The organism is Halomonas sp. HMF6819, assembly GCF_044335525.1.
GTDB lineage: Bacteria > Pseudomonadota > Gammaproteobacteria > Pseudomonadales > Halomonadaceae > Vreelandella.
Genome location: NZ_JBIQVY010000001.1, coordinates 473,093 through 493,282 on the forward strand (window position 1 = coordinate 473,093; position 20,190 = coordinate 493,282).

General features: G+C 63.8%; 16 protein-coding genes. 5 read left to right on the forward strand and 11 right to left on the reverse strand.

Annotated features, from left to right (window positions below):
* Nucleotides 1–13: 13 nt before the first annotated feature.
* Complete coding sequence (gene yjgA, locus ACGLWX_RS02250; protein WP_396236959.1) at nt 14–544, forward strand: ribosome biogenesis factor YjgA; 531 nt, start codon at nt 14–16, stop codon at nt 542–544.
* Between the two features lie 21 nt (nt 545–565).
* Here the strand turns inward: yjgA and tldD are convergent, their stop codons facing one another.
* The 7 genes from tldD to ACGLWX_RS02285 are packed head-to-tail and all read right to left on the reverse strand — an operon-like array spanning nt 566 to nt 10,465.
* Nucleotides 566–2,017, reverse strand: a complete 1,452-nt coding sequence (gene tldD, locus ACGLWX_RS02255) for a metalloprotease TldD (protein WP_396236961.1) — start codon at nt 2,015–2,017, stop codon at nt 566–568.
* Nucleotides 2,017–5,859 (reverse strand): YhdP family protein, encoded by a 3,843-nt coding sequence (locus tag ACGLWX_RS02260; RefSeq protein WP_396236963.1) that lies wholly within the window; start codon nt 5,857–5,859, stop codon nt 2,017–2,019. Before ACGLWX_RS02260 ends, tldD begins: the two co-directional genes overlap by 1 nt.
* A complete protein-coding gene (gene rng / locus ACGLWX_RS02265; RefSeq protein ID WP_396236965.1) occupies nt 5,859–7,322 on the reverse strand; it encodes a ribonuclease G in 1,464 nt (487 codons plus the stop codon). The genes ACGLWX_RS02260 and rng overlap by 1 nt, the downstream gene beginning before the upstream one ends.
* Before the next feature lie 54 nt (nt 7,323–7,376).
* Nucleotides 7,377–7,979, reverse strand: a complete 603-nt coding sequence (locus ACGLWX_RS02270; RefSeq protein ID WP_396236967.1) for a Maf family protein — start codon at nt 7,977–7,979, stop codon at nt 7,377–7,379.
* Entirely contained in the window at nt 7,976–8,470 is a 495-nt protein-coding gene (mreD, locus tag ACGLWX_RS02275; protein WP_396236969.1) for a rod shape-determining protein MreD, read from the reverse strand. The genes ACGLWX_RS02270 and mreD overlap by 4 nt, the downstream gene beginning before the upstream one ends.
* On the reverse strand, nt 8,463–9,404 hold the full coding sequence (gene mreC / locus ACGLWX_RS02280; protein WP_396236971.1) for a rod shape-determining protein MreC: 942 nt from the start codon (nt 9,402–9,404) through the stop codon (nt 8,463–8,465). The genes mreD and mreC overlap by 8 nt, the downstream gene beginning before the upstream one ends.
* 23 nt (nt 9,405–9,427) lie before the next feature.
* Nucleotides 9,428–10,465 carry a rod shape-determining protein gene (locus ACGLWX_RS02285; protein ID WP_018915723.1) on the reverse strand — a complete coding sequence of 346 codons (1,038 nt, stop codon included), beginning with the start codon at nt 10,463–10,465 and terminating at the stop codon, nt 9,428–9,430.
* 238 nt (nt 10,466–10,703) lie between these two features.
* On the opposite strand from ACGLWX_RS02285, the gene gatC reads away from it, so the two are divergent.
* Genes gatC through gatB form a run of 3 tightly spaced genes read left to right on the forward strand, consistent with a single transcriptional unit; the run spans nt 10,704 to nt 13,964 of the window.
* Complete coding sequence (gatC, locus tag ACGLWX_RS02290; RefSeq protein WP_252107500.1) at nt 10,704–10,991, forward strand: Asp-tRNA(Asn)/Glu-tRNA(Gln) amidotransferase subunit GatC; 288 nt, start codon at nt 10,704–10,706, stop codon at nt 10,989–10,991.
* Nucleotides 10,992–11,049: 58 nt separating this feature from the next.
* A complete protein-coding gene (gene gatA / locus ACGLWX_RS02295; RefSeq protein ID WP_396236973.1) occupies nt 11,050–12,510 on the forward strand; it encodes an Asp-tRNA(Asn)/Glu-tRNA(Gln) amidotransferase subunit GatA in 1,461 nt (486 codons plus the stop codon).
* Nucleotides 12,510–13,964 carry an Asp-tRNA(Asn)/Glu-tRNA(Gln) amidotransferase subunit GatB gene (gatB, locus tag ACGLWX_RS02300; RefSeq protein ID WP_396236975.1) on the forward strand — a complete coding sequence of 485 codons (1,455 nt, stop codon included), beginning with the start codon at nt 12,510–12,512 and terminating at the stop codon, nt 13,962–13,964. Before gatA ends, gatB begins: the two co-directional genes overlap by 1 nt.
* Nucleotides 13,965–14,039: 75 nt before the next feature.
* On the opposite strand, the gene sixA is transcribed toward gatB, so the two are convergent.
* The 4 genes from sixA to ACGLWX_RS02320 form a co-directional block, all read right to left on the reverse strand.
* Nucleotides 14,040–14,519 carry a phosphohistidine phosphatase SixA gene (sixA, locus tag ACGLWX_RS02305; protein WP_396236977.1) on the reverse strand — a complete coding sequence of 160 codons (480 nt, stop codon included), beginning with the start codon at nt 14,517–14,519 and terminating at the stop codon, nt 14,040–14,042.
* A complete protein-coding gene (locus tag ACGLWX_RS02310) occupies nt 14,509–15,579 on the reverse strand; it encodes an NAD(P)H-dependent glycerol-3-phosphate dehydrogenase (RefSeq protein WP_252107496.1) in 1,071 nt (356 codons plus the stop codon). The genes sixA and ACGLWX_RS02310 overlap by 11 nt, the downstream gene beginning before the upstream one ends.
* A gap of 136 nt (nt 15,580–15,715) precedes the next feature.
* Nucleotides 15,716–17,620 (reverse strand): molecular chaperone HtpG, encoded by a 1,905-nt coding sequence (htpG, locus tag ACGLWX_RS02315; protein WP_396236979.1) that lies wholly within the window; start codon nt 17,618–17,620, stop codon nt 15,716–15,718.
* Nucleotides 17,621–17,743: 123 nt separating this feature from the next.
* Complete coding sequence (locus tag ACGLWX_RS02320) at nt 17,744–18,076, reverse strand: YkvA family protein (protein ID WP_252107494.1); 333 nt, start codon at nt 18,074–18,076, stop codon at nt 17,744–17,746.
* Between the two features lie 135 nt (nt 18,077–18,211).
* On the opposite strand from ACGLWX_RS02320, the gene ACGLWX_RS02325 reads away from it, so the two are divergent.
* A complete protein-coding gene (locus ACGLWX_RS02325) occupies nt 18,212–20,176 on the forward strand; it encodes a transglycosylase SLT domain-containing protein (protein ID WP_396236981.1) in 1,965 nt (654 codons plus the stop codon).
* Nucleotides 20,177–20,190: the final 14 nt, after the last annotated feature.

A 20,190-nucleotide genomic window follows, 5' to 3' on the forward strand; every position in this document is an offset into this window, starting at 1 on the left:
AAGTGAGTGACGTATGCCTAAAAAACGCCCTGCGGTCGAGTCTTTCGAGGAGCTCGACGACGCCCCGGAGCGGCCCAGCAAATCCCAGCTCAAGCGCGAAATGCACGAGCTGCAGGCGCTGGGCGAAACGCTGATCGCGATGCGGCCCGCCGAGCGTGCGCGCTTTCCGCTCTCCGACGACATGCTCGCCGCCATCGATGAAACCTCGCGCATTCGCTCCCACGAAGGTCGCCGACGCCACATGCAGTACGTGGGCAAGCTGGTGCGCAAGGAGGATCTCGAGGCGATCCAGGCGGTATTCGACGCCATCGAAGCGGAAAAGAATCAGCGCGATCACGCCTTTCACCGCCTCGAAAAGTGGCGTGACCGGCTGATCGACGAAGGCGACCCGGCGGTCGATGCCTTCATGGCGGAGCACCCCACCGCGGATCGTCAGGTCATTCGCCAGCTCGTTCGCAACGCCCGTAAGGAGCGTGAGCAGGAAAAGCCGCCGGCCAGCGCCCGCAAGCTTTTCAAACACCTTCGCGAAACGCTCGTTCTCTAGCTTCCTCTAAAACCGGGCGCGTCAGGACTGGGTACCGCCCACGGTCAGCTCATCGAGCTTAAGCGTGGGCTGGCCCACACCCACCGGCACGCCCTGGCCTTCCTTGCCGCATACGCCGACGCCGGTATCCATCGCCATATCGTGGCCGATCATCGACACCCGGCCCATCGCCTCGGGGCCGTTGCCGATCAGCGTTGCACCCTTGACCGGCGCGGTCACCTTGCCGTCCTCGATCATGTAGGCCTCGCTTGCCGAGAACACGAACTTGCCCGAGGTGATATCTACTTGGCCGCCGCCAAAGCTCACCGCGTAAATACCGCGCTTGACGCTTTTGATGATCTCTTCCGGGTCGTCCTGGCCTGCCAGCATCACTGTATTGGTCATGCGCGGCATGGGCACATGCGCAAACGACTCGCGCCGGGAGTTGCCGGTCGGCGCCATGCCCATCAGCCGCGCGTTGAGCTTGTCCTGCATGTAGCCGGTGAGAATACCGTCCTCGATCAGCGGCGTGTTCTGGCCAGGCGTGCCTTCGTCGTCGACGCTCAGCGAGCCGCGCCCGTCCATGATCGTCGCATCGTCCACCACGGTCACGCCCTTGGCCGCCACGCGCTCGCCCATGCGCCCGGAAAACGCCGAGCTGCCCTTGCGGTTGAAGTCACCTTCCAAGCCGTGGCCGACGGCTTCGTGGAGCAAAATGCCCGGCCAGCCCGCGCCCAGCACCACCGGCATCTGGCCTGCCGGGGCGTCGATTGCCTCCAGGTTGACCAGCGCCTGGCGTACCGCCTCTTTGGCGTAAATCGCCGGCGCGCCCTGCTCTTTTAACGTTGCCATGGAGTAGCGCCCTCCGCCGCCGGCACCTCCGCGCTCGCGGCGCCCGTTTTTGGCGGCGATCACGCTGACGTTGAAGCGCACCAGCGGGCGAATATCCGCGGCGAGCGTGCCGTCGCTTGCGCGCACCAGCACCACTTCATAGGTGCCGGAAAGCGAGGCGCTGACCTGGCTGACGCTCGGGTCCGCCGCTCGCGCTACGCGGTCGGCCTCCATCAGCATGGCGACCTTCTCTTCGGCGCTAAGCCCTGCCAGCGGATCGATCCCGGCGTAGAAATGCTCGGCGTGAGTGATTGCTACCGGCTGGCCGGCGCGCTTTTGACCGCTGCGCACGATGCCCGCCGCGGTACGCCCGGTATCCAGCAAGGCGCTTTCGTTAATCTGGTTGGAGTAGGCGAAGCCGGTCTTCTCGCCGGCCAAAGACCGTACGCCCACGCCGCCGTCGATGTTGTAGCTGGCCTCTTTTACGCGGCCATCTTCCAGCACCCAGCCCTCCTGCCAGGTGCGCTGAAAGTAGAGATCCGCGTAGTCGATGCCTGCGCCGAGCGCGACGTCGAGCCCGGTGTCCAGCGACTGTAAATCCAGCCCCCCGGGCGTCAACAGGATAGAGGCGGCAAAATCCAAATCACTCGTGTGTGCGGTCATTAGGGGCCTTTTAGCGTAACCCGCGGCGAGGTCCAGGGACCCTGCACGCGAAAATGTAAAGTGGTCGCTCGGTTCAGCGTCTCGCCAAACAGCTGGTCGGCAACGAACAGCGCCGCGCCCGCCACCGGCGCGCCCACCGCGAGCGCAGCGATGGGAAGCGTCTGGCTAACGGGCAGTGTGACGCCAAGCTGCTGGTCGAGTTCACGTTGGAGCAGGTTAACATGTCCATTGAATCTTAACGTGGCGGCCGGCGCCTCGATTTGCAAGGGCTCGCGAAGCGTCAAACGCCCGCCTGCCACCGTGGCGCTGCCGCTAATGTGATCAAACGCCATGCCTTCGCCGGTCACGTCGGTAAAATCGAGCCGTAGCCGCCGCAGCAGGTTGTCGAAATTCAAAAGCCCGACGAGTTTGGCCGAGGGCGAGTTCATCGACACGAAGCGGCCATCGCGAATATCGGTATCGAGCTCGCCGGTCGCGCGGGCCAGATCGACCTGCCAGGGAGCGCCGGGCCACTCGAGCGACGCGTTGGCGCGGGTCACGCGACTAGTCATCGGCACCGGCTGATCGAGTTCCTCGAGCGCGGTGCCAAGGTCCCCGCCGCGCACGGCGATGTCCGCCTGGGTCTGATGTTCCTGCCAGAAAAGCTCGCCGGTCAGCGACAGCTCGCCAAGCGTGAGCCCCACCGGCGACAGCGCAAAGCGCCGCGCTCCGGTTTGCCAGTAGGCGGTGAGAGGGCCGATGCGGTGATCGTTCAGGCTGATGCCGGCAAGCCTCAGGCGCCCGTTGGGCACTTCGGAAAGCCAAGCCGGCGCGCTGAACGCCTCGGGCTGCGAGGTCTCGACCGCCGCAAACCAGGAGTCCGGCGCCGAGACTGGTTCATCATCCTCGAGCGAAAGCCCCATCAGCCGATCGGCGTCGAGCGAGGCCACGGTAATCTCCAAAGGCCGCTCCAGCTCGGGCTGGTACGCCACCCGGCCGGAGACGATATCGCCGCCAACGCGAGCGTCGAGCGCTCGATCGGCCAGCCGCGCCGAGAGGCTCAGCGCCCCCACGCAGCGCTGATCGACACTCAGACACGGGGTATCGAACATCATACTCACCGGGGTATCGAAGCGGGGAATCTCCGGCGGTCCATCGCTTTGCCCACTGCCCTCGGTCAGCGGGGCGAGCGCACGCTGCCAGTCGAGCACGTCGAGCCGCGCAAGATCCGCCTCGAGCGTAAGCCCGTCGCCGGGACGCACCTCGGGCAGCGTCGCCGTGCGGCCAATGGCCACCGCCCCTTCGACGGCGTCGTTCAACAGCAGTCGGGCCTCGAGCACCTCGCCCAGCCGAGCGTGGAGCGCGCCATTCTCGACATCGCCTTCGACTTGGAGCGGCCAGGGCGTACCGCGGGATTTGTTAAACGGTGAGGGTAAGCGGCTTTCGACGCCGATCAGATCGCTTTGAAACCCTAGCCACACGCTGGGCTCCAGACGGATGCGGCCGTTCCAGTCGGCGCGGCCATTCAAAAGCGCTCCGGCGCGCTCGCCATCCACCCCGGCCAAGGTGAAAAGCGCGGCGGTATCGACCGCGCCGCCAAGCGAAATACCGCTTTCCGGCACGTCGAAATCGGCGCGAACGGGCCCATCGAGCAGCCGCCCTTGGGCGCTGCCCAGCAGCGCAAAGCGCTCGCCGCGCTGCTGCCAGTTAAGCTCGCCGCCGATGTCGGTCAGCGGGGCCTGTTCAAAAGCGGCGTGGCTTAGCCGCGAAAGCGATGGACGTGCATCGATGTCGAGCGCGAGCGTGTCGGGTTCGTCGAGCTCGAGGGTAAGCTGCAGGTCGCCATCGATTTCGCCGCTGGCGCGCACGTCGCTTAGAAAAGACGTGTCGACGTCCGGAATGGCCTGAATGAAATCGATCATCGAGGCCGCGCTGCTGGCGAGCTTGCCATCGACCGCCAACCGGTCATCCTCGAACGTCACCTCGCCATCGCGTGCCTGAACCCCCAGGCTCTGGGCGCGGTCGACGCGAGCGCTGAGCGTCTGGCCTTTAAAGCTCAGCCGGCCGGCGGCGTCCTCGATCATCGGCCAGCCCTCACCGATCGGCAAGAAACCCTGCTCGATATCAAATGCCAGCGCCACGGTAGGTGGGTTGCCCGCGCGGTTTTCGCCGATGGGAAGCCCTAGGCGCAGGGAGCCGCTGGGCACGAACCCGCCCACGTCGTTTGAAAGCCACTCCAGAAGGCCCTCGTCCAGCGTTTTGACCGGCAGCCACTGGGGCAGCGGCGTAGCGATGGCGTCGACGTTGGCGAAATCGATGTTGAGGCCGAACTGCCCGCGGCCCTGGCCGTTAATCAAGCCAAAGCCTCCGGTGATCTCGGCGCCGTTCCAGTCGATATCGAGCTCGCGGCCGCTGACCATGGTGTTGGGGCCATCGTAGACCCACTCCACCACGCCCCGGGCGTGGCGAAGCGCCATGGGTTCGGCGAACACCTCGGGAAAATTGAGCTGGCTTTCGCCGTCGCTTGAGAACGTCACCCGGCCGCGCCGGTCCCGCGCCTGTACCCAGGCATCGAGCGGTCCACCCCCCGGCGCCTGCTGCCAGGGCTCGACGCTGACGTCGTTGAGCGCGACGTCTACGCCCCAGTGGCCGTCACGCTGACCGAGGGCAATCCCCTTCACCTGGCCGCTGGGCGATAGCGTTTGCAACACCCGGGTCAGCGACTCGGGCAAAAAGGCGTACTCGCGCCAAGCGGTCAGCGAGGCCAGTTCAAAAGCGCTGGTGCGCATAGCCCAGCGGCCGGGCTGGTGGGTGAAATACCAGTGGCGCGGCAGCGCCGGACCTTCGCTGACGTTGTCCGGCTGCGCCCACTCGACGCTTTTAGCGTCGCCGCTAAGCCAAGCCTCGCCGCCGTCGCCGTCGCGCTCCCACTCGCCGCTGGCCTGAATGTCGCGGAGCACGGCGAACTGCTCCTGCTGTCTGAGCGTCAGTTGGGGAATACCGACGCCGGCGCGCACCCGATCAAGACGTCCCCCGAACCACTCGCCCCAGAGCCGCACGGACCCGCCGGCCTGCTCGATGTAGGGCATGTGATCGGCACGAAACACGTCGCCGAGCGCCACCAGATGATCGAGCTGAAGCTCCAGCTGTACCGCGGCGGAGAAGTCGCTCGGCCCGCCGGGGCCTGGCTGCATTTCCGCCTGCACGATCAGCGCGGGCCGGGCGCTCTGGTCAGACGGCGTCTTCGCATCGAGAATATTGACCGTGCCCTCGAAGCGGGCGAGTTCCTCGCTACCGCCGAGCAGCAAACGCGGCGCGGCCAGTGTCAAGTTGTCATCGCGCCCGTGCAGGGTAAGCTGGCTATCGCGCAACCAAAGCCGCTGCTTGAGCACCAGCTCAGTCCAGCGATCGATCCGGTTGAGATCAACGTTGGGTTCCTGAGCGAACAACAGCGGAAGCGTTGCCGGGTCGGGCCATCCCCAGCTGCCATCATCGAGCTGATAGAGATGAGCGTCGAGTTCGCTTACCCGCACGTCGCTGAAAATCGGCGCCAACGCCTTGAGCGAGGCCCAGGTGTCAAGGCGCAGATAGGCACTCGGCAGCGTCAAAAGCGGCGCCTGATCGGTGCTGGCCGTAAGTCCTTCAAGGCGCAGCACCGGATCGTTTCGCTCGAGCGACAGCGCCAGATGCTCGATGGTCACCGGCGCGCCGATCTTTGCCTCGAGCAGGGATTCGATCGAAGGAATCAGGCTGTCGGCCTGGCTGAACAAAAGCCGCAGCACCAAAAGGGCTACGGCGATCAGGGCAAGGAGCGCGGCTACAAGCATTAGCAGCCCGCGTAGTAGATAAGCCACTGGCGTCATTACATCAGCACGATATCGTACTGTTCCTGGGAGTAGTGCTGCTCGACCTGAAAGCGAATGGTCTTGTCGATGAACGCCTCCAGGTCCGCGACCGCCGCGGACTCTTCGTCGAGCAGCCTATCGACCACCGGCTGGGAGGCCAGCACACGGTAGGTATCGGCGCTATAGGCGCGCTCTTCGCGCAGAATCTCGCGAAAGATTTCGTAGCAGACGGTTTCCGGCGTTTTCAGCGTGCCGCGCCCGCCGCAGGTCGAACACGCCTCACAAAGCGTCTGCTCGAGACTTTCACGGGTGCGTTTGCGAGTCAGCTGCACCAGCCCAAGCTCGGTCACGCCGGTGCACTTGGTCTTGGCGTTATCGCGCTCCAGCGCCTTCTCCAGCACCCTGAGGACCTGGCGCTGGTGCTCGACGTCCATCATGTCGATGAAATCGATGATGATGATGCCGCCCAGATTTCGAAGGCGCAGCTGGCGGGCGATGGCCGTGGCCGCCTCGAGGTTGGTCTTGAAGATGGTCTCTTCGAGGTTACGATGGCCCACGTAGCCGCCGGTGTTGACGTCGATGGTGGTCATCGCCTCGGTCGGGTCGATTACGAGATACCCGCCGGACTTGAGCTGCACCTTGCGCGCCAGCGCTTTTTGAATTTCGTCCTCGACGCTGTAGAGATCAAAAATCGGCCGCTCGCCTGGGTAGTACTCGATGCGATCCACCGCGTAGGGCATGAACTCTTCGGCGAACTCGACCAGCTTGACGAAGTTCTCTCGCGAGTCGATGCGCACCTTCTCGATGTCGTCGCGCATCACGTCGCGCAGAATACGCATGAATAGCGGCAGGTCGTCGTAAATGACGCTTGGCGGCGCCGCACTCACCTTGCGCTCGCTCACCTTGCGCCAGATGCGCAGCAGAAAGTACATGTCGCTTTCGAGCTCATCATCACCCACGCCTTCGGCGGCGGTGCGTACGATGAAGCCGCCGGTGATCTCGAGACTTTGCGCTTCGATGCTTTTGTCGAGCAGGGCCTTGAGCCGCTCACGCTCGCCTTCGTCCTCGATGCGCTGGGAGACGCCGTGGTGGAGCGAGTCCGGCATATAGACCAGATAGCGCGACGGAATGGAGAGATGCGTGGTCAACCGCGCGCCCTTGGTGCCGATCGGGTCCTTGGTGACCTGCACTACCAGCGCTTGGCCCTCGTGCAAAAGCGCGCCGATCGGCGGGTGAGGCTCGCCGGCGCTCGCCTCGGCCATGACTTCGTGGGCGTGAATGAAGGCGGCGCGCTCGAGGCCAATATCGACAAAGGCAGCCTGCATTCCAGGCAGAACACGCACCACCTTGCCTTTGTAGATATTGCCTACGATCCCGCGCCGACGCGAGCGCTCGATGAGCGCCTCTTGCAGCACGCCGTTTTCGACCAGCGCCACGCGGGTTTCCATGGGGGTCAAATTGATCAGGACTTCACCGCTCATGCGCTCTTCCTTATGGGCTCGCTGGCCTCAAGGGGGTTCCATGTCCCAACCACTTTACAGGCGAGCCGACCAAACGGACACACCCTGACGCGAAAGTAACGCCGCCGTCTCAAAAAGCGGAAGCCCGACCACCGCGGAGTGGCTGCCCCGAATTTCCTCGACGAATACGGCGGCCAAACCTTGAATCGCATAGCCCCCCGCCTTGTCCTGGGGCTCACCGGTTTCCCAATAGCGCGCGATTTCAGCATCACTGATCGCTCTCATGCGCACCTCGGTGGTGACTACCTCTGTGAGCGTACCCGCGGGGCCGATCACGGCGACCCCGGTCATGACCTGATGGGTGCGGCAGGAAAGTGCGGCGAGCATCTCGCGACCGTGAGCGGCGCTTTCAGGCTTACCCAGCACTCGGCCATCCAGCACCACGGCGGTGTCGGAGCCGAGCACGGCAAGCGAAGTCGCACCAGCGCATGCCCGGGCCTTGGCGATGGCCAGCCGCTCGACGTAGTCGTGGGCCGACTCGTTTTTCAAAGGCGTTTCGTCGATGTGGCTGGCGCGCACCTCGACCGCCACGCCAATGGATTCCAAAAGCGCCTTGCGCCGGGGCGAGGCGGAGGCCAGGCAAAGCGCTGGGGTGTTGTGAGCGCCGCCAACGCTCACGACGTGCCTCCATCCGCTCGGCGCTCGAGCGCGACGAGCATGGTGGCAAGCCAGGGCCACAGCACGCCGCTGATCAGCGCCGAGATCAAAAACGTGAGGTGGATGGTAAAGTTGCCGTTCAGCACGCGAAGCCACTGCTCGATGAGCTGCACGAGCCCCAGCAGCACCAGCACCAGCACCGCCTGCTGTACCAGCGAGTAGGCGCGAAAGCGCGGATATACCAGGGCGGCCAGAAACGCGAGCGTGGTGTACACCAGCGCGTGCTGACCCAGCACGCTACCCTCGATCAGATCCAGCATCAGCCCGATCACGAAGCCGTGCAGCACGCCCACGCGGTCCCGCACGCGCATGCACCAGTAGATCAGCATCAAACCGATCCAGTCCGGGCGAAAGGCCTGCCAGCCGTCAGCCAGCGGCATGACCTGCAGGCAAAGCGAAAGCAACAGGCTTAACCATACCACCACCAGCGGAATCACCGGCGCTCTAGCCATTGGGCACCTCCGAAGAAGCTGCGTCGCCAAGGCGCTCTGAGGCGTGGATCGCCGCCGGCGAAATCGTCATCGAGGCGTCCCACAACAGTGACTCGTCCTCCTGCTCCAGCGGCGGCGGGAACAGCAGCAAGAAGTGGCGCGAGCGGGTCAACTGCGCCGACGGTACCGCGCTCACTTGGGCAAAAGGCTGGCCCGGGTCGTGATAGACCTCGGTAACTCGCGCCACCGGGTAGCCCGGCGGAAAGCGCCCGGCAAGCCCGGAGGTGGTCAAGAGATCGCCTTCACGGATATCGGCGGTATCCGGCACGTGAAGCACGCTGACACTGTCGTAGCGCCCGGTACCCTGCACGATGAAGCGCAGCCCGTTACGATTCACCTGCACCGGCAAGGCGTGGCTGGCATCGGCCAGCAGCAGCACCCGGCTGGAATAAGCAGAGACCGCCGTGACCTGGCCGACCAGCCCGAAGGCATCGATCACCGGCTGGCCGACGTAGGCGCCGTTGCGGTGGCCGCGGTCGATGACCATTTGGTGGCTGAACGGATCGTTATCTAGCGATAACAGCTCCGCCGACATGTAGGGAATGTCGGTACGTTCGGCGGCGCTCAAAAGCTCGCGCAGCTCGGCATTTTCGGAGGTCAGGTTGGCCAGGCGCTGGCCGCGGTGGGAAAGCGTCAGAATCTGCTCGCGAAGAAGGCGGTTTTCATCCACCAGCGCCTGCTGATCGGAAAGCACTAGGGAACCCCAGTTCAGCAGGTCGCTTGGAAGGCTAACGACCCACTGAACCGGCGCCACGACCATGGTGAGCTGAGCGCGCACGTCTTCCATGCGTGTAAAGCGCTGGTCGACAAACATCAAAGCACTTGCCGCCAGCACGCAAAAGAAGAACCGGTAGCCCGGAATGGGGCCGTGCGAAAATAGCGGTTTAATAGGCAACCCCTCGCAGTAAACCGCTGGAATCAGTCGCTCGAGAGCAGCTCAAAAGTATGCTGATCGATCATTTCCAGCGCTTTACCACCGCCGCGCGCCACGCAAGTCAGCGGGTCTTCGGCGACGATGACGGGAAGACCCGTCTCTTCGGCGATCAGCTTGTCCAGATCGCGCAAGAGCGCCCCACCGCCGGTCAACACCAGACCGCGCTCGGCGATGTCCGAGGCAAGCTCCGGCGGCGACTGCTCGAGCGCGCTTTTGACCGCGGCAACGATCGAGCCCAGCGTCTCCTGCAGCGCCTCAAGAATCTCGTGGGAGTTGAGCGTGAAGCTTCTGGGAATGCCCTCGGCCAGGTTGCGCCCGCGAACGTCGATCTCGCGAAGCTCACCGCCGGGGTAGGCGCAGCCGATCTCTTCCTTGATACGCTCGGCGGTGGCTTCACCGATGAGGCTGCCGTAGTGGCGGCGCACGTACGCGGTGATCGCCTCGTCGAAACGGTCACCGCCTACGCGGATGGACTCCGAATACACCACGCCGTTGAGCGAGATGATCGCGATTTCGGTGGTACCACCGCCGATGTCGACGACCATAGAGCCTTGCGCTTCCTCGACGGGGAGCCCGGCGCCGATCGCGGCGGCCATCGGCTCTTCGATCAGAAACACTTCGCGGGCGCCCGCGCCTTCGGCAGATTCACGAATGGCGCGGCGCTCGACTTGGGTCGACATGCACGGCACGCACACGAGAACGCGGGGGCTGGGAGTCAAAAAGGTGCTTTGATGCACTTTACGAATGAAGTGCTGGAGCATCTGCTCGGTCACGGTGAAGTCGGCGATGACGCCGTCCTTCATCGGACGGATCGCCGTGATGTTGCCCGGCGTGCGGCCCAGCATTCGTTTGGCATCGGCGCCGACGGAGGCGACGCTTCGCATATTGCCCGATTGGCGAATGGCGACAACGGAAGGCTCGTCCAGGACGATGCCACGACCGCGTACATAAATCAGTGTGTTGGCCGTACCCAGATCGATCGACAGATCGCTGGAAAACAGCCCCCTCAAGCGTTTGAACATGGATGTTGTTACCTAGTGCAGACCGGGAACCCTGTGCGGATGCAAACGGTATCACCGCAACCCCTTGGCAGCAAGCACGAGTCGCTCCCCTGCCCGTTGTGCGGATTGTGTGGTACCTTTTGCGGCTATTTTATAGGCGTCGTCGATCGCGCTTGGCTGACCGACGACGTCCTGTTGACCGTACGTATACCGCCCAACGCGAAATACGTTCCATTACGTTTGTGAGGAAACCGCGATCATGGCACTTGAAGAATCTCACGTGCGCCGGGCCGCGCACTTGGCGCGGCTGGCGATCAGCGACGACCAGGCCGGCCGTTTTGTGGACGATCTCAGCCAAATTCTGGACATGGTCGACCAGCTTCAGCAGGTGAATACCGACGGCGTCGCCCCACTCGCGCATCCGCTCGACGCCACCCAGCGCCTGCGCGCCGACGAGGTCACCGATACCAATCAGCGCGACGAGTATCAGCGCTGCGCGCCGGCGGTGGAAGACGGCCTGTACCTGGTGCCCCGCGTGGTGGAATGAGGCCACCCCTCCCGCCCTTTCGACTTTTCATATTCGCCCCGAACGGAGCTTTTGGGTCATGCATAATCAAACCGTAACCCAGCTGGCGGCCGCCTTGAAAAGCGGCGAGCTCTCGAGCCGAGAGATCACCGCCCACTATCTACAGCGGATCGAGCGGCTCGACGGCAAGCTCAACAGCTTTATCAGCGTGACCGCCGAGCAGGCGCTAAACGGCGCCGAGGCCGCGGACAAGGCGCGCGCCGCGGGCGACACCCACGCTCTTACCGGTATTCCGCTGGCGCTCAAGGACATCTTCTGTACGAAAGGCGTGAAAACCAGCTGCGGCTCGAAAATGCTGGATAACTTCGAAGCGCCTTACGATGCGACCGTGGTCGAGAAACTGAGCGCCGCACACACCGTAAGCCTTGGCAAGACCAATATGGATGAGTTCGCCATGGGCTCTTCCAACGAGAACAGCCATTACGGTCCGGTGAAGAACCCCTGGGATCTAACGGCCGTGCCCGGCGGAAGCTCCGGCGGCAGTGCGGCGGCGGTCGCGGCAGGGCTGGTGCCGGCGGCGCTTGGCACCGACACCGGCGGCTCGATTCGTCAGCCCGCGGCGTTTTGCGGCATTACCGGCCTCAAGCCCACCTACGGGCGCGTTTCGCGCTTTGGTATGATCGCCTACGCCTCGAGCCTCGATCAGGCCGGCCCCATGGCGCGCTCGGCCTCCGACTGTGCACATCTTTTAAACGTCATTGCCGGCCACGACGTGCGCGACTCCACCTGCGCCACCCGCGGCGTGCCGGACTACACCGAGCAGCTCGATGCGCCGCTTTCCGGGCTCAAGATCGGCCTGCCGAAGGAGTACTTTGGCGAGGGCCTGAACGCAGACGTCGAGCGCGCGGTGCGTGAGGCGGTGAAGGTGTATGAGTCGCTCGGCGCGACCGTGCGCGAGGTGAGCCTGCCGCACACCCACTACGCCATTCCCGCCTACTACGTGATCGCCCCGGCAGAAGCCTCGTCGAATCTGTCGCGCTACGATGGCGTGCGCTTTGGCCACCGCTGCGAGGATCCGAAGGATCTGATCGACCTTTACACCCGCACCCGCGCTGAAGGCTTCGGTGAAGAAGTGAAGCGGCGCATCCTGATCGGCACGCATACGCTTTCGGAAGGCTTTTTCGACGCCTACTACATCAAGGCGCAGAAAGTCCGCCGCCTCATCCGCCAGGATTTCCTCGATGCGTTTGAAGACGTCGACGTGCTGATGGGTCCGGCCGCGCCGACCACCGCGTTTGACCTAGGCGCGAAAAAGGACCCGGTGTCGATGTATCTGCAGGACATCTACACCATCGCCGTCAACCTGGCAGGCATTCCCGGCATGAGCGTACCGGCTGGCTTCGTCGACGGCCGCCCGGTCGGGCTTCAGATTCTTGGCACCCACTTCGCCGAGGCGCAGCTTCTGAACGTGGCTCATCAGTTCCAGCAGGCCACCGACTGGCACCTTCAACGTCCCGCACTCGCCGAGGAGAACGCCTAATGCAATGGGAAACCGTCATCGGGCTGGAGGTTCACGTTCAGCTCGCCACCCGCTCCAAGATCTTCTCCGGGGCGTCGACCGCGTTCGGCAGTGAACCCAACACTCAGGCAAGCGCGGTGGATTTGGGCCTGCCCGGCTCGCTTCCCGTGCTCAACGAGCAGGCCGTGGCGATGGCCGTTCAGTTCGGCCTGGCCGTGCACGCCGGCATTCCTGAAGTGTCGGTATTCGATCGCAAGAACTACTTCTACCCGGACCTGCCCAAGGGCTACCAGACCAGCCAGATGTATCACCCCATCGTGGGCCCGGGCGAGGTCGAGATTACCCTGGATGACGAGGTGACCAAGCGCATCCGCATCCACCACGCGCACCTGGAAGAGGACGCAGGCAAGTCGCTGCACGAAGATTTTCAGGGCATGACCGGCATCGACCTGAACCGCGCCGGCACACCGCTTTTGGAGATCGTCTCCGAGCCGGACATGCGCAGCGCCAAGGAAGCGGCGGCGTACCTCAAGGCGATCCATTCGATCGTCACGTATCTCGGCATTTCCGATGGCAACATGGCGGAAGGCTCGATGCGCTGCGACGTCAACGTCTCCGTACGGCCCAAGGGTCAGGAGGCGTTTGGCACCCGCGCCGAGATCAAGAACGTCAACTCGTTCCGCTTCGTCGAGCGCGCCATCGCCTTCGAGGTCGAGCGCCAGATCGAGCTGATCGAGGACGGCGGCGAGGTCGTGCAGGAGACGCGCCTGTTCGACCCGGAGCGTGACGAGACGCGCAGCATGCGGACCAAAGAGGAAGCCAACGACTACCGCTACTTCCCCTGCCCGGATCTATTACCGGTGGTGCTCGACCAAGCGTATCTCGACCACCTGAAAGGCCAGCTGCCGGAACTGCCCGCGGACAAGCGCGCGCGTTTTCAAAACGAGCTGGGGCTTTCCGCGTACGACGCCAACGTGCTCTCGGCGAGCCGCGAAATGGCGGAGTTTTTCGAAGAAGCCCATCAGGTCTGCGGTGATGCCAAGCAGGCGGCCAACTGGGTTCAGGGCGAACTCTCCGGGGCTCTCAATCGGGAAAACCTGGGCGTTGTGCAAAGCCCGGTGTCGGCTCAGCAGCTGGGGCAGCTCATCAAGCGCGTGGTCGACGGCACGATCAACGGCAAGGCTGCCAAGGAGGTCTTCCAGGCGCTGTGGAACGGCCAGGGGCGCGACGCCGACGAGGTGATCGAAGCCAAGGGCCTGAAGCAGGTGACCGATACCGGCGCCATCGAGGCGATGATCGACGAAGTGATCGCTGAGAACCCGGCCCAGGTCGCCCAGTACCGCGACGCCGAGCCGGAAAAGCGCGGCAAGATGATCGGCTACTTCGTCGGCCAGGTGATGAAAGCCTCGCGCGGTACCGCCAACCCGCAGCAGGTCAACGGCCTGTTAAAGGAGAAGCTCGACGCGCTGCTTTGATCCTTTTGCGCGGCAGATGCTTAACCCTAAAACGGCGGCCCTCGGGCCGCCGTTTTGGTCTCTGGCGCTGCCGCGCTAAAGCTGGCCGGGCTCAGTAAAGCGAATAAGCCTTGCAAGCCCCGCCGCCCATACCGGCGCCTCGAGCTCGGCGAGCGCGGCGGTGGCAAAGCCGGGGCCACGAGTTTCGAGCCCCTCGACCAGATAGCCGCACAGCGCGCCGACCAGCGGCATGTGGCTTACTAGCATGATCGTCTCGCCTTCCGGCTGCGCCAGCAGCCAGTCGCTGACCGCCCGCGGCGTATCGTCGGGCGTGATGTTTGATAATGTTTCGACCGGCACGCCGAGCGCGTCGCTCACCGCGGCCGCGGTTTGCTGGGCGCGCCGGTAGGGGCTCGCGCAGAGCCTGACCGTGCCTAAATCGTTCTGAGCGGCGAGCCAGCCGGCCATGCGCGCCGCCTCCTGCTCGCCGCGCGCGGTCAGCGTGCGCGCGTGATCGACCCGCCCAACCCCCGCTTCGCCGTGGCGCATGATCAGAAGGCGGCTATCACCGGCCATGGTCGCCTCCGGTTTCGCTATGGGCCTGATGGACGGCCTCGCGGGGCAGCACGAACTCCACGTCGCTGCTGTGTTCGTTCATCATCAGCATGCCGGCCATCTCCTTGGGCGCCACGCCTTCGAACAGCACCCGGTTGAGCCCTTCGGCAAGCGGCATGTAGACGTTCATCTCCCGCGCCTTGTCGCGCACGAGCCTGACCGTGTTGACGCCTTCCGCTACCTGGCCCAGCGCGTCGATCGCCTCCTGTAGCGTGCGCCCTTCGCCCATGGCAAAGCCCACGCGGTAGTTGCGCGAAAGCTTCGACGAGCAGGTCACGATCAGATCACCAACGCCGGCCAGGCCCAGAAAGGTCATCGGGTTCGCCCCCTGGGCGACGGCGAAGCGGCCCATTTCCGCCAGCGCCCGTGTCATCAGCATGCTGCGGGTATTCTCGCCCATGCCAAGCGCAGCCGCCATCCCGGCAGAAATGGCGTAAATGTTTTTCAGCGCCCCGCCAAGCTCCACACCGTGGCGGTCGTTGCTGGCGTAAACGCGAAAGTAGCTGCAGCCCAGCAATTGCTGAACGCGGGTGCGGGTCTGCGGGTCCTGGCTTGCCACCACGGTGGCGGTCAGCTGCTTGTCGGCAATTTCCGAGGCAAGATTGGGGCCGGCGATCACGCCGACATGACCGGAGCCGGTCTCCTCCTCCAGCACCTGGCTCATTAGCAGAAAGCTTTCCTGCTCGATGCCCTTGGTGGTGCTGACGAGAATTTGCTCTTTTTTGAGCCACGGTTTGGCCTGGCGAACGACCTGGCGAAAAGCGCTTGAGGGAATGGCGACCAGCACCAGCGCCGCGCCTTCGACCGTTTCACGAATGTTGGTCGAGGCGGTGACCGCCTCGTTGATCGCGTAGTCGGGCAGGTAACGCCCGTTTCGGTGCTCGGTGTTGATCTGCTCGACCAGCGCCGCGTCGCGCATCCACTGACACACGCGGGCACCGTTGTCGGCGGCGATACTGGCAAGCGCGGTGCCGAAGCTTCCGCCGCCGAGCACCGCAACCTTGATCTGCTCCAAAGCCATGACGTTGTCCTACTCTTTCGGGCGATCCGGCTACTTTATCACTTATCGCTTTGACCGGGACGTTGGATAACGGCCTGTTTTCTACCGCTAAAAAAAACGGCCCGCCAAAAGGCGGGCCGCGTTACGCGAAAGCCGATCAGGCGGTGAGAACGCTGTTCAACCGCTTGACGTAGGCCGCCGGGTCATCGAGATGGCCGCCTTCGGCGATGATCGCCTGGTCGAGTAGAATGTGCGCCAGCTGAGTGAACTGCTCGCCGTCGGCACCTTCCAAACGCGTTACCAGGGCGTGATCCGGGTTAAGCTCGAGAATCGGCTTCACCTCGGGCATCGGCTGGCCAGCGGCTTCCATGATGCGGCGCATCTGGTAGCCCATTTCGTGCTCCGGCAGCACCACGCAGGCCGGGGAGTCGGTCAGGCGGTGGGTGATTTTCACTTCCTGAACGCCGTCGCTCAGCGCTTCTTTTACCCGCTTGACCAGCTCCTCCTTCGACTTGGCAGTCTCTTCTTGGGCCTTCTTCTCCTCTTCGTCTTCCACATCGCCAAGATCGAGCTCGCCCTTGGCCACATCGGCAAACGACTTGCCGTCGAACTCGGTCAAATGGCTCATCAGCCACTCGTCGATTCGATCAGATAGCAGCAGCACTTCGATGCCCTTCTTGCGGAAGATTTCGAGGTGCGGGCTGTTCTTGGCCGCGTTGAAGCTATCGGCGACCACGTAGTAGATCTTCTGCTGGCCTTCCTTCATGCGCTCAATGTAGCCAGCCAGCGACTGATCCTGAGCGGCGGTATCGGTATGGGTCGAGGCGAAGCGCAGCAGTGCCGCGATGTTTTCACGGTTGGAGGGATCTTCGCCCGGGCCTTCCTTCAACACGCTGCCGAAGGTGTTCCAGAACGTCTGGTACTGCTCGCTGTCCTTGGAGAGCTTCTTGAGCATGTCCAGCGCGCGCTTGGTGAGTGCGCCCTTGATCTTCTCGACCTTCGGGTCCTGCTGAAGAATTTCACGCGACACGTTGAGCGACAGATCGCGGGTATCCAGCACGCCCTTGATGAAGCGCAGGTAGAGTGGCAAAAACTGCTCGGCGTCGTCCATGATGAACACGCGCTGCACGTAGAGCTTCACGCCGCGGGCACCGTCGCGCTCGAACATGTCGAAAGGCGCACGGCCGGGCACGTATAGAAGGCTCGTGTACTCGAGCTTGCCTTCGACCTTGTTGTGGCTCCAGGTTAAGGGGTCGCTGAAATCGTGGGCAACGTGCTTGTAGAACGCCTTGTACTCGTCCTCACTCACCTCGGATTTCGGACGCACCCACAACGCGGTGGCTTCGTTGATGGTCTCCCAGGTCGTAACTTCGCTGCCTTCAATCTCGTTGCCTTCATCATCCTTGGCGGTTTCGACCTTGGGCATGCGTACCGGCACTTCGATATGATCCGAGTACTTGCGCACCAGCCCCTTCAGGCGGTAGTCGTCGGCGTACTCCTTGGCATCCTCTTTGAGGTGCAGAGTAATTTCGGTACCGTGGAAGTCGAGCTCAAGATCGGCGACGCTGAACTCGCCTTCGCCTTTGGAGCGCCACTCGACGCCTTCGCCTTTCTCGCTGCCCGCCTTGCGGGTGCGCACGACCACTTCATCGGCGACGATGAAACCGGAGTAGAAGCCGACGCCGAACTGGCCGATCAGCTTGGCGTCCTTTTGCTGCTCGCCGGTGAGCTGCTGCATGAACTCGGCGGTGCCGGAGCGAGCGATAGTACCCAGATTCGAGATCACGTCGTCGCGATTCATGCCGATGCCGTTGTCGCGCAGCGTCACGGTGTTGGCGGCGGTGTCGTGCTCGATTTCGATACGCAGGTCGCTGTCGCCTTCGTACAGCGCGTCGCTGTCGAGCGCGGCATAGCGAAGCTTGTCGCAGGCATCCGCGGCGTTGGAAATCAGCTCGCGGAGAAAGATCTCCCGGTTGGAGTACAGGGAGTTGATCATCAGGTTTAGAAGCTGTTTGACTTCCGTTTGAAAACCAAGCGTTTCTTCTTGGGTTGCCGTGCTCATGCGTAGCCCTCTATTGCCTGTTGCTGCGTTACCAATGCGCTCTGCTCAGCGCGAACGTTTATGTGAAGGTCAATATGGGGCCAGGCCGGATGATTTCAAGAACACATCGATACCAAGCAAGCGCTAGGCGTCCACGGGCTCCGGGTCGCCGTACTTCCACGCTCGGTAGCCGATCAGGCGCCGGTCGATACGATCCAGAAGCCAGCCGATGATCAGCGCGTCATCGACGACGCCGATGAGAAAGAGAAAATCCGGAATCAAATCGAAGGGCATGATCAGATAGCCAATCGCCAGCGCCATCATGCCAAACGCCGACCAGGGCACCGGGCGGTACCGGCCGCTTAGAACATCGCGGGTCATGGGGAAGAACAGTTTCAACGCCCGCGCGATACGCTTAAACGCCCCCACGCGGCCTTTCAAGCGTGCGAGCCACCACCCTTTCATCCATCGTGCCATGTGTATCCATCCCTGTTAAAAATGCAGATCAACGCGTCACGTCCTTTGATTGTAGGGGCAAGCGGCGCCGTTATGGTCCACTATAGACGCTCAATGCCCTAGTAGTCAGCGCCACCCGTTCAAAGAGAGGAAGCCATGCCGGTTTTGCGATTACGTTTTCGCCTTAAAGCGCTGGGCGTCGCCGCGCTCGTCGGTTTAGCCGCCCAGGGAGTTGCCACGCCGAGTCTGGCGGCAACGGACGCCCAAATGAGCGCGGCACTCAACGCCGCCCGCGAGCAGCAGTGGCAGCGCGTCGACGAACGCGCCATCGCCGGCCACGTGCTCGAAGGCTACGTCGAGTATCACCGCCTGCGCGGGCGCCTTCCCAACGTCTCCTCCGGCGAGGTGCAGGCTTTTCTCCAGCGCTACAGCGATTCGCCGCTGTCCGAGTGGATGCGCGGCCAGGCGATCGCCAACTACGGCTACGCCGGGCGCTACAACGACCTGCTGGCTATCGCCGATGGCGTGCCCGACGGCACCGCCCGCCAGTGCTATTACTACACGGCGCTGCTGGACCGGGCGCCGATGGAAGCGCGCGCCGCGGGGCTCGATCTCTGGCGCACCGGCAGTTCCCAGCCCGACGCCTGCGACACGCTGTTCAATCGCCTGCGCGCCGATGGCACCATCGATGACCAGGCGGTATGGGAGCGCAAGATGCTGGCGTGGCAGGCTGGCGATATCGGGCTCTCGAACTATCTCAACGGCCTGCTCGGCGGGCAGTGGCAAAGCGCTATCGACACCGTGGAGGCTACCAACCGCAGCGCCTCGATGATCGCTCAGGCGCCGGCGTGCCTGGGGCCGCAGTGCGCCGGGAGCGCGGCGTTCTATCAGGCCGGCATGCAGCGCTATGTTCAGGAAAACACGCCCGCCGCGCTGAGCGCCTGGCAGAATTTATCGCCCCGGCTGGCGCTCGATAGCGAGGCGCAGCGCGTCATCGAAGAGGAGCTCGCCTTTTACGCGTTGGTTCGAAGCGTGCCCGGCGCGCTTGGCTGGGTGGACAGCGTGTTGCCGTCGCTTGGCAGCGAGCGGGTGCTCGAGCTTCGCGTGCGCCGCGCGCTCGAGGATCGCCAGTGGCAGGACGTCATGCGCTGGATCGCCCAGATGCCGCCGACCCAGCAGGAGAGCAGCCGCTGGCAGTACTGGCTGGCCCGGGCCAACGAGCAGCTGGGTAATAGTGATGCCGCCGAGGCGCGCTATCGCGAGGCAGCCCTGGATCGCAGCTTTTACGGCTTCGCCGCCGCGGAAAAGCTCGGCATTCCCTACCGGCTGAACAACGAGATCAGCTACTTCGACGAGGTTTCGCGCGAGCGCACCGCAAACCTTCCGGTGGTACAGCGCACCGAGGCGCTGCTGCGCATCGGCGAAGACGGGCTGGCCAACAGCGAGTGGCTTTACGCGGCGCGCACATCGACGCCGCTGGAGGCCCGGGCGCTGGCGGACTACGCCGCCCAGCGTCAGTGGTACGCGCGGCTGGTGCAAACCACCATCGCCGGGGAAATGTGGGACGCGCTTGACTGGCGCTTCCCGCCGGCTTACCGCGAAAGTTTCATGCGCTGGGGCAACCAGAACGGGGTCGACCCTTACCTGCTGATGGCGATCACCCGCCGGGAAAGCGCCTACAACCCGGTGGCGCTCTCGCCCGCTGGCGCTCGCGGCTTGATGCAGCTGATGCCGGGCACCGCCGCCCAAGTGGCCCGCCAGCTCGGCCTTGCCGACCCGGGGCCTTATGGCGTGCTCGACCCTGAGCTCAATATTCGCCTGGGAAGCACCTATATTCGCGAGAAGCTCGACCGCTACCGCGGTAACCGCCTGGCAGCGACGGCGGCCTACAATGCTGGCCCCGGCCGGGTCGATCAGTGGCTGGGCAGCGGCGTGGAGTCATTCGACCTGTTCGTTGAGAGCATTCCGTTTCGCGAAACCCGCGACTACGTTCAGGCGGTGCTGAGCTACCGGGTGATTTTCGAAAGCCTGGCCCGGGGCGGCGACAGCCAGGGCGTGACGCTCTTGAGCGATAACGAGCAGCAGATGCGCTACGACCGCGCCTTGCTCACGCTTCGCTAACCGCACCTTTCCCC

Coding starts and splice junctions, on each gene's coding strand:
- ACGLWX_RS02260 (WP_396236963.1), bottom strand. CDS start 5,859: ATGACGCCAGTGGCTTATCTACTACGCGGGCTGCTAATGCTTGTAGCC.
- htpG (WP_396236979.1), bottom strand. CDS start 17,620: ATGAGCACGGCAACCCAAGAAGAAACGCTTGGTTTTCAAACGGAAGTC.
- gatC (WP_252107500.1), top strand. CDS start 10,704: ATGGCACTTGAAGAATCTCACGTGCGCCGGGCCGCGCACTTGGCGCGG.
- rng (WP_396236965.1), bottom strand. CDS start 7,322: ATGAGCGGTGAAGTCCTGATCAATTTGACCCCCATGGAAACCCGCGTG.
- gatA (WP_396236973.1), top strand. CDS start 11,050: ATGCATAATCAAACCGTAACCCAGCTGGCGGCCGCCTTGAAAAGCGGC.
- ACGLWX_RS02325 (WP_396236981.1), top strand. CDS start 18,212: ATGCCGGTTTTGCGATTACGTTTTCGCCTTAAAGCGCTGGGCGTCGCC.
- mreD (WP_396236969.1), bottom strand. CDS start 8,470: ATGGCTAGAGCGCCGGTGATTCCGCTGGTGGTGGTATGGTTAAGCCTG.
- ACGLWX_RS02285 (WP_018915723.1), bottom strand. CDS start 10,465: ATGTTCAAACGCTTGAGGGGGCTGTTTTCCAGCGATCTGTCGATCGAT.
- gatB (WP_396236975.1), top strand. CDS start 12,510: ATGCAATGGGAAACCGTCATCGGGCTGGAGGTTCACGTTCAGCTCGCC.
- tldD (WP_396236961.1), bottom strand. CDS start 2,017: ATGACCGCACACACGAGTGATTTGGATTTTGCCGCCTCTATCCTGTTG.
- ACGLWX_RS02320 (WP_252107494.1), bottom strand. CDS start 18,076: ATGGCACGATGGATGAAAGGGTGGTGGCTCGCACGCTTGAAAGGCCGC.
- sixA (WP_396236977.1), bottom strand. CDS start 14,519: ATGGCCGGTGATAGCCGCCTTCTGATCATGCGCCACGGCGAAGCGGGG.
- ACGLWX_RS02310 (WP_252107496.1), bottom strand. CDS start 15,579: ATGGCTTTGGAGCAGATCAAGGTTGCGGTGCTCGGCGGCGGAAGCTTC.
- yjgA (WP_396236959.1), top strand. CDS start 14: ATGCCTAAAAAACGCCCTGCGGTCGAGTCTTTCGAGGAGCTCGACGAC.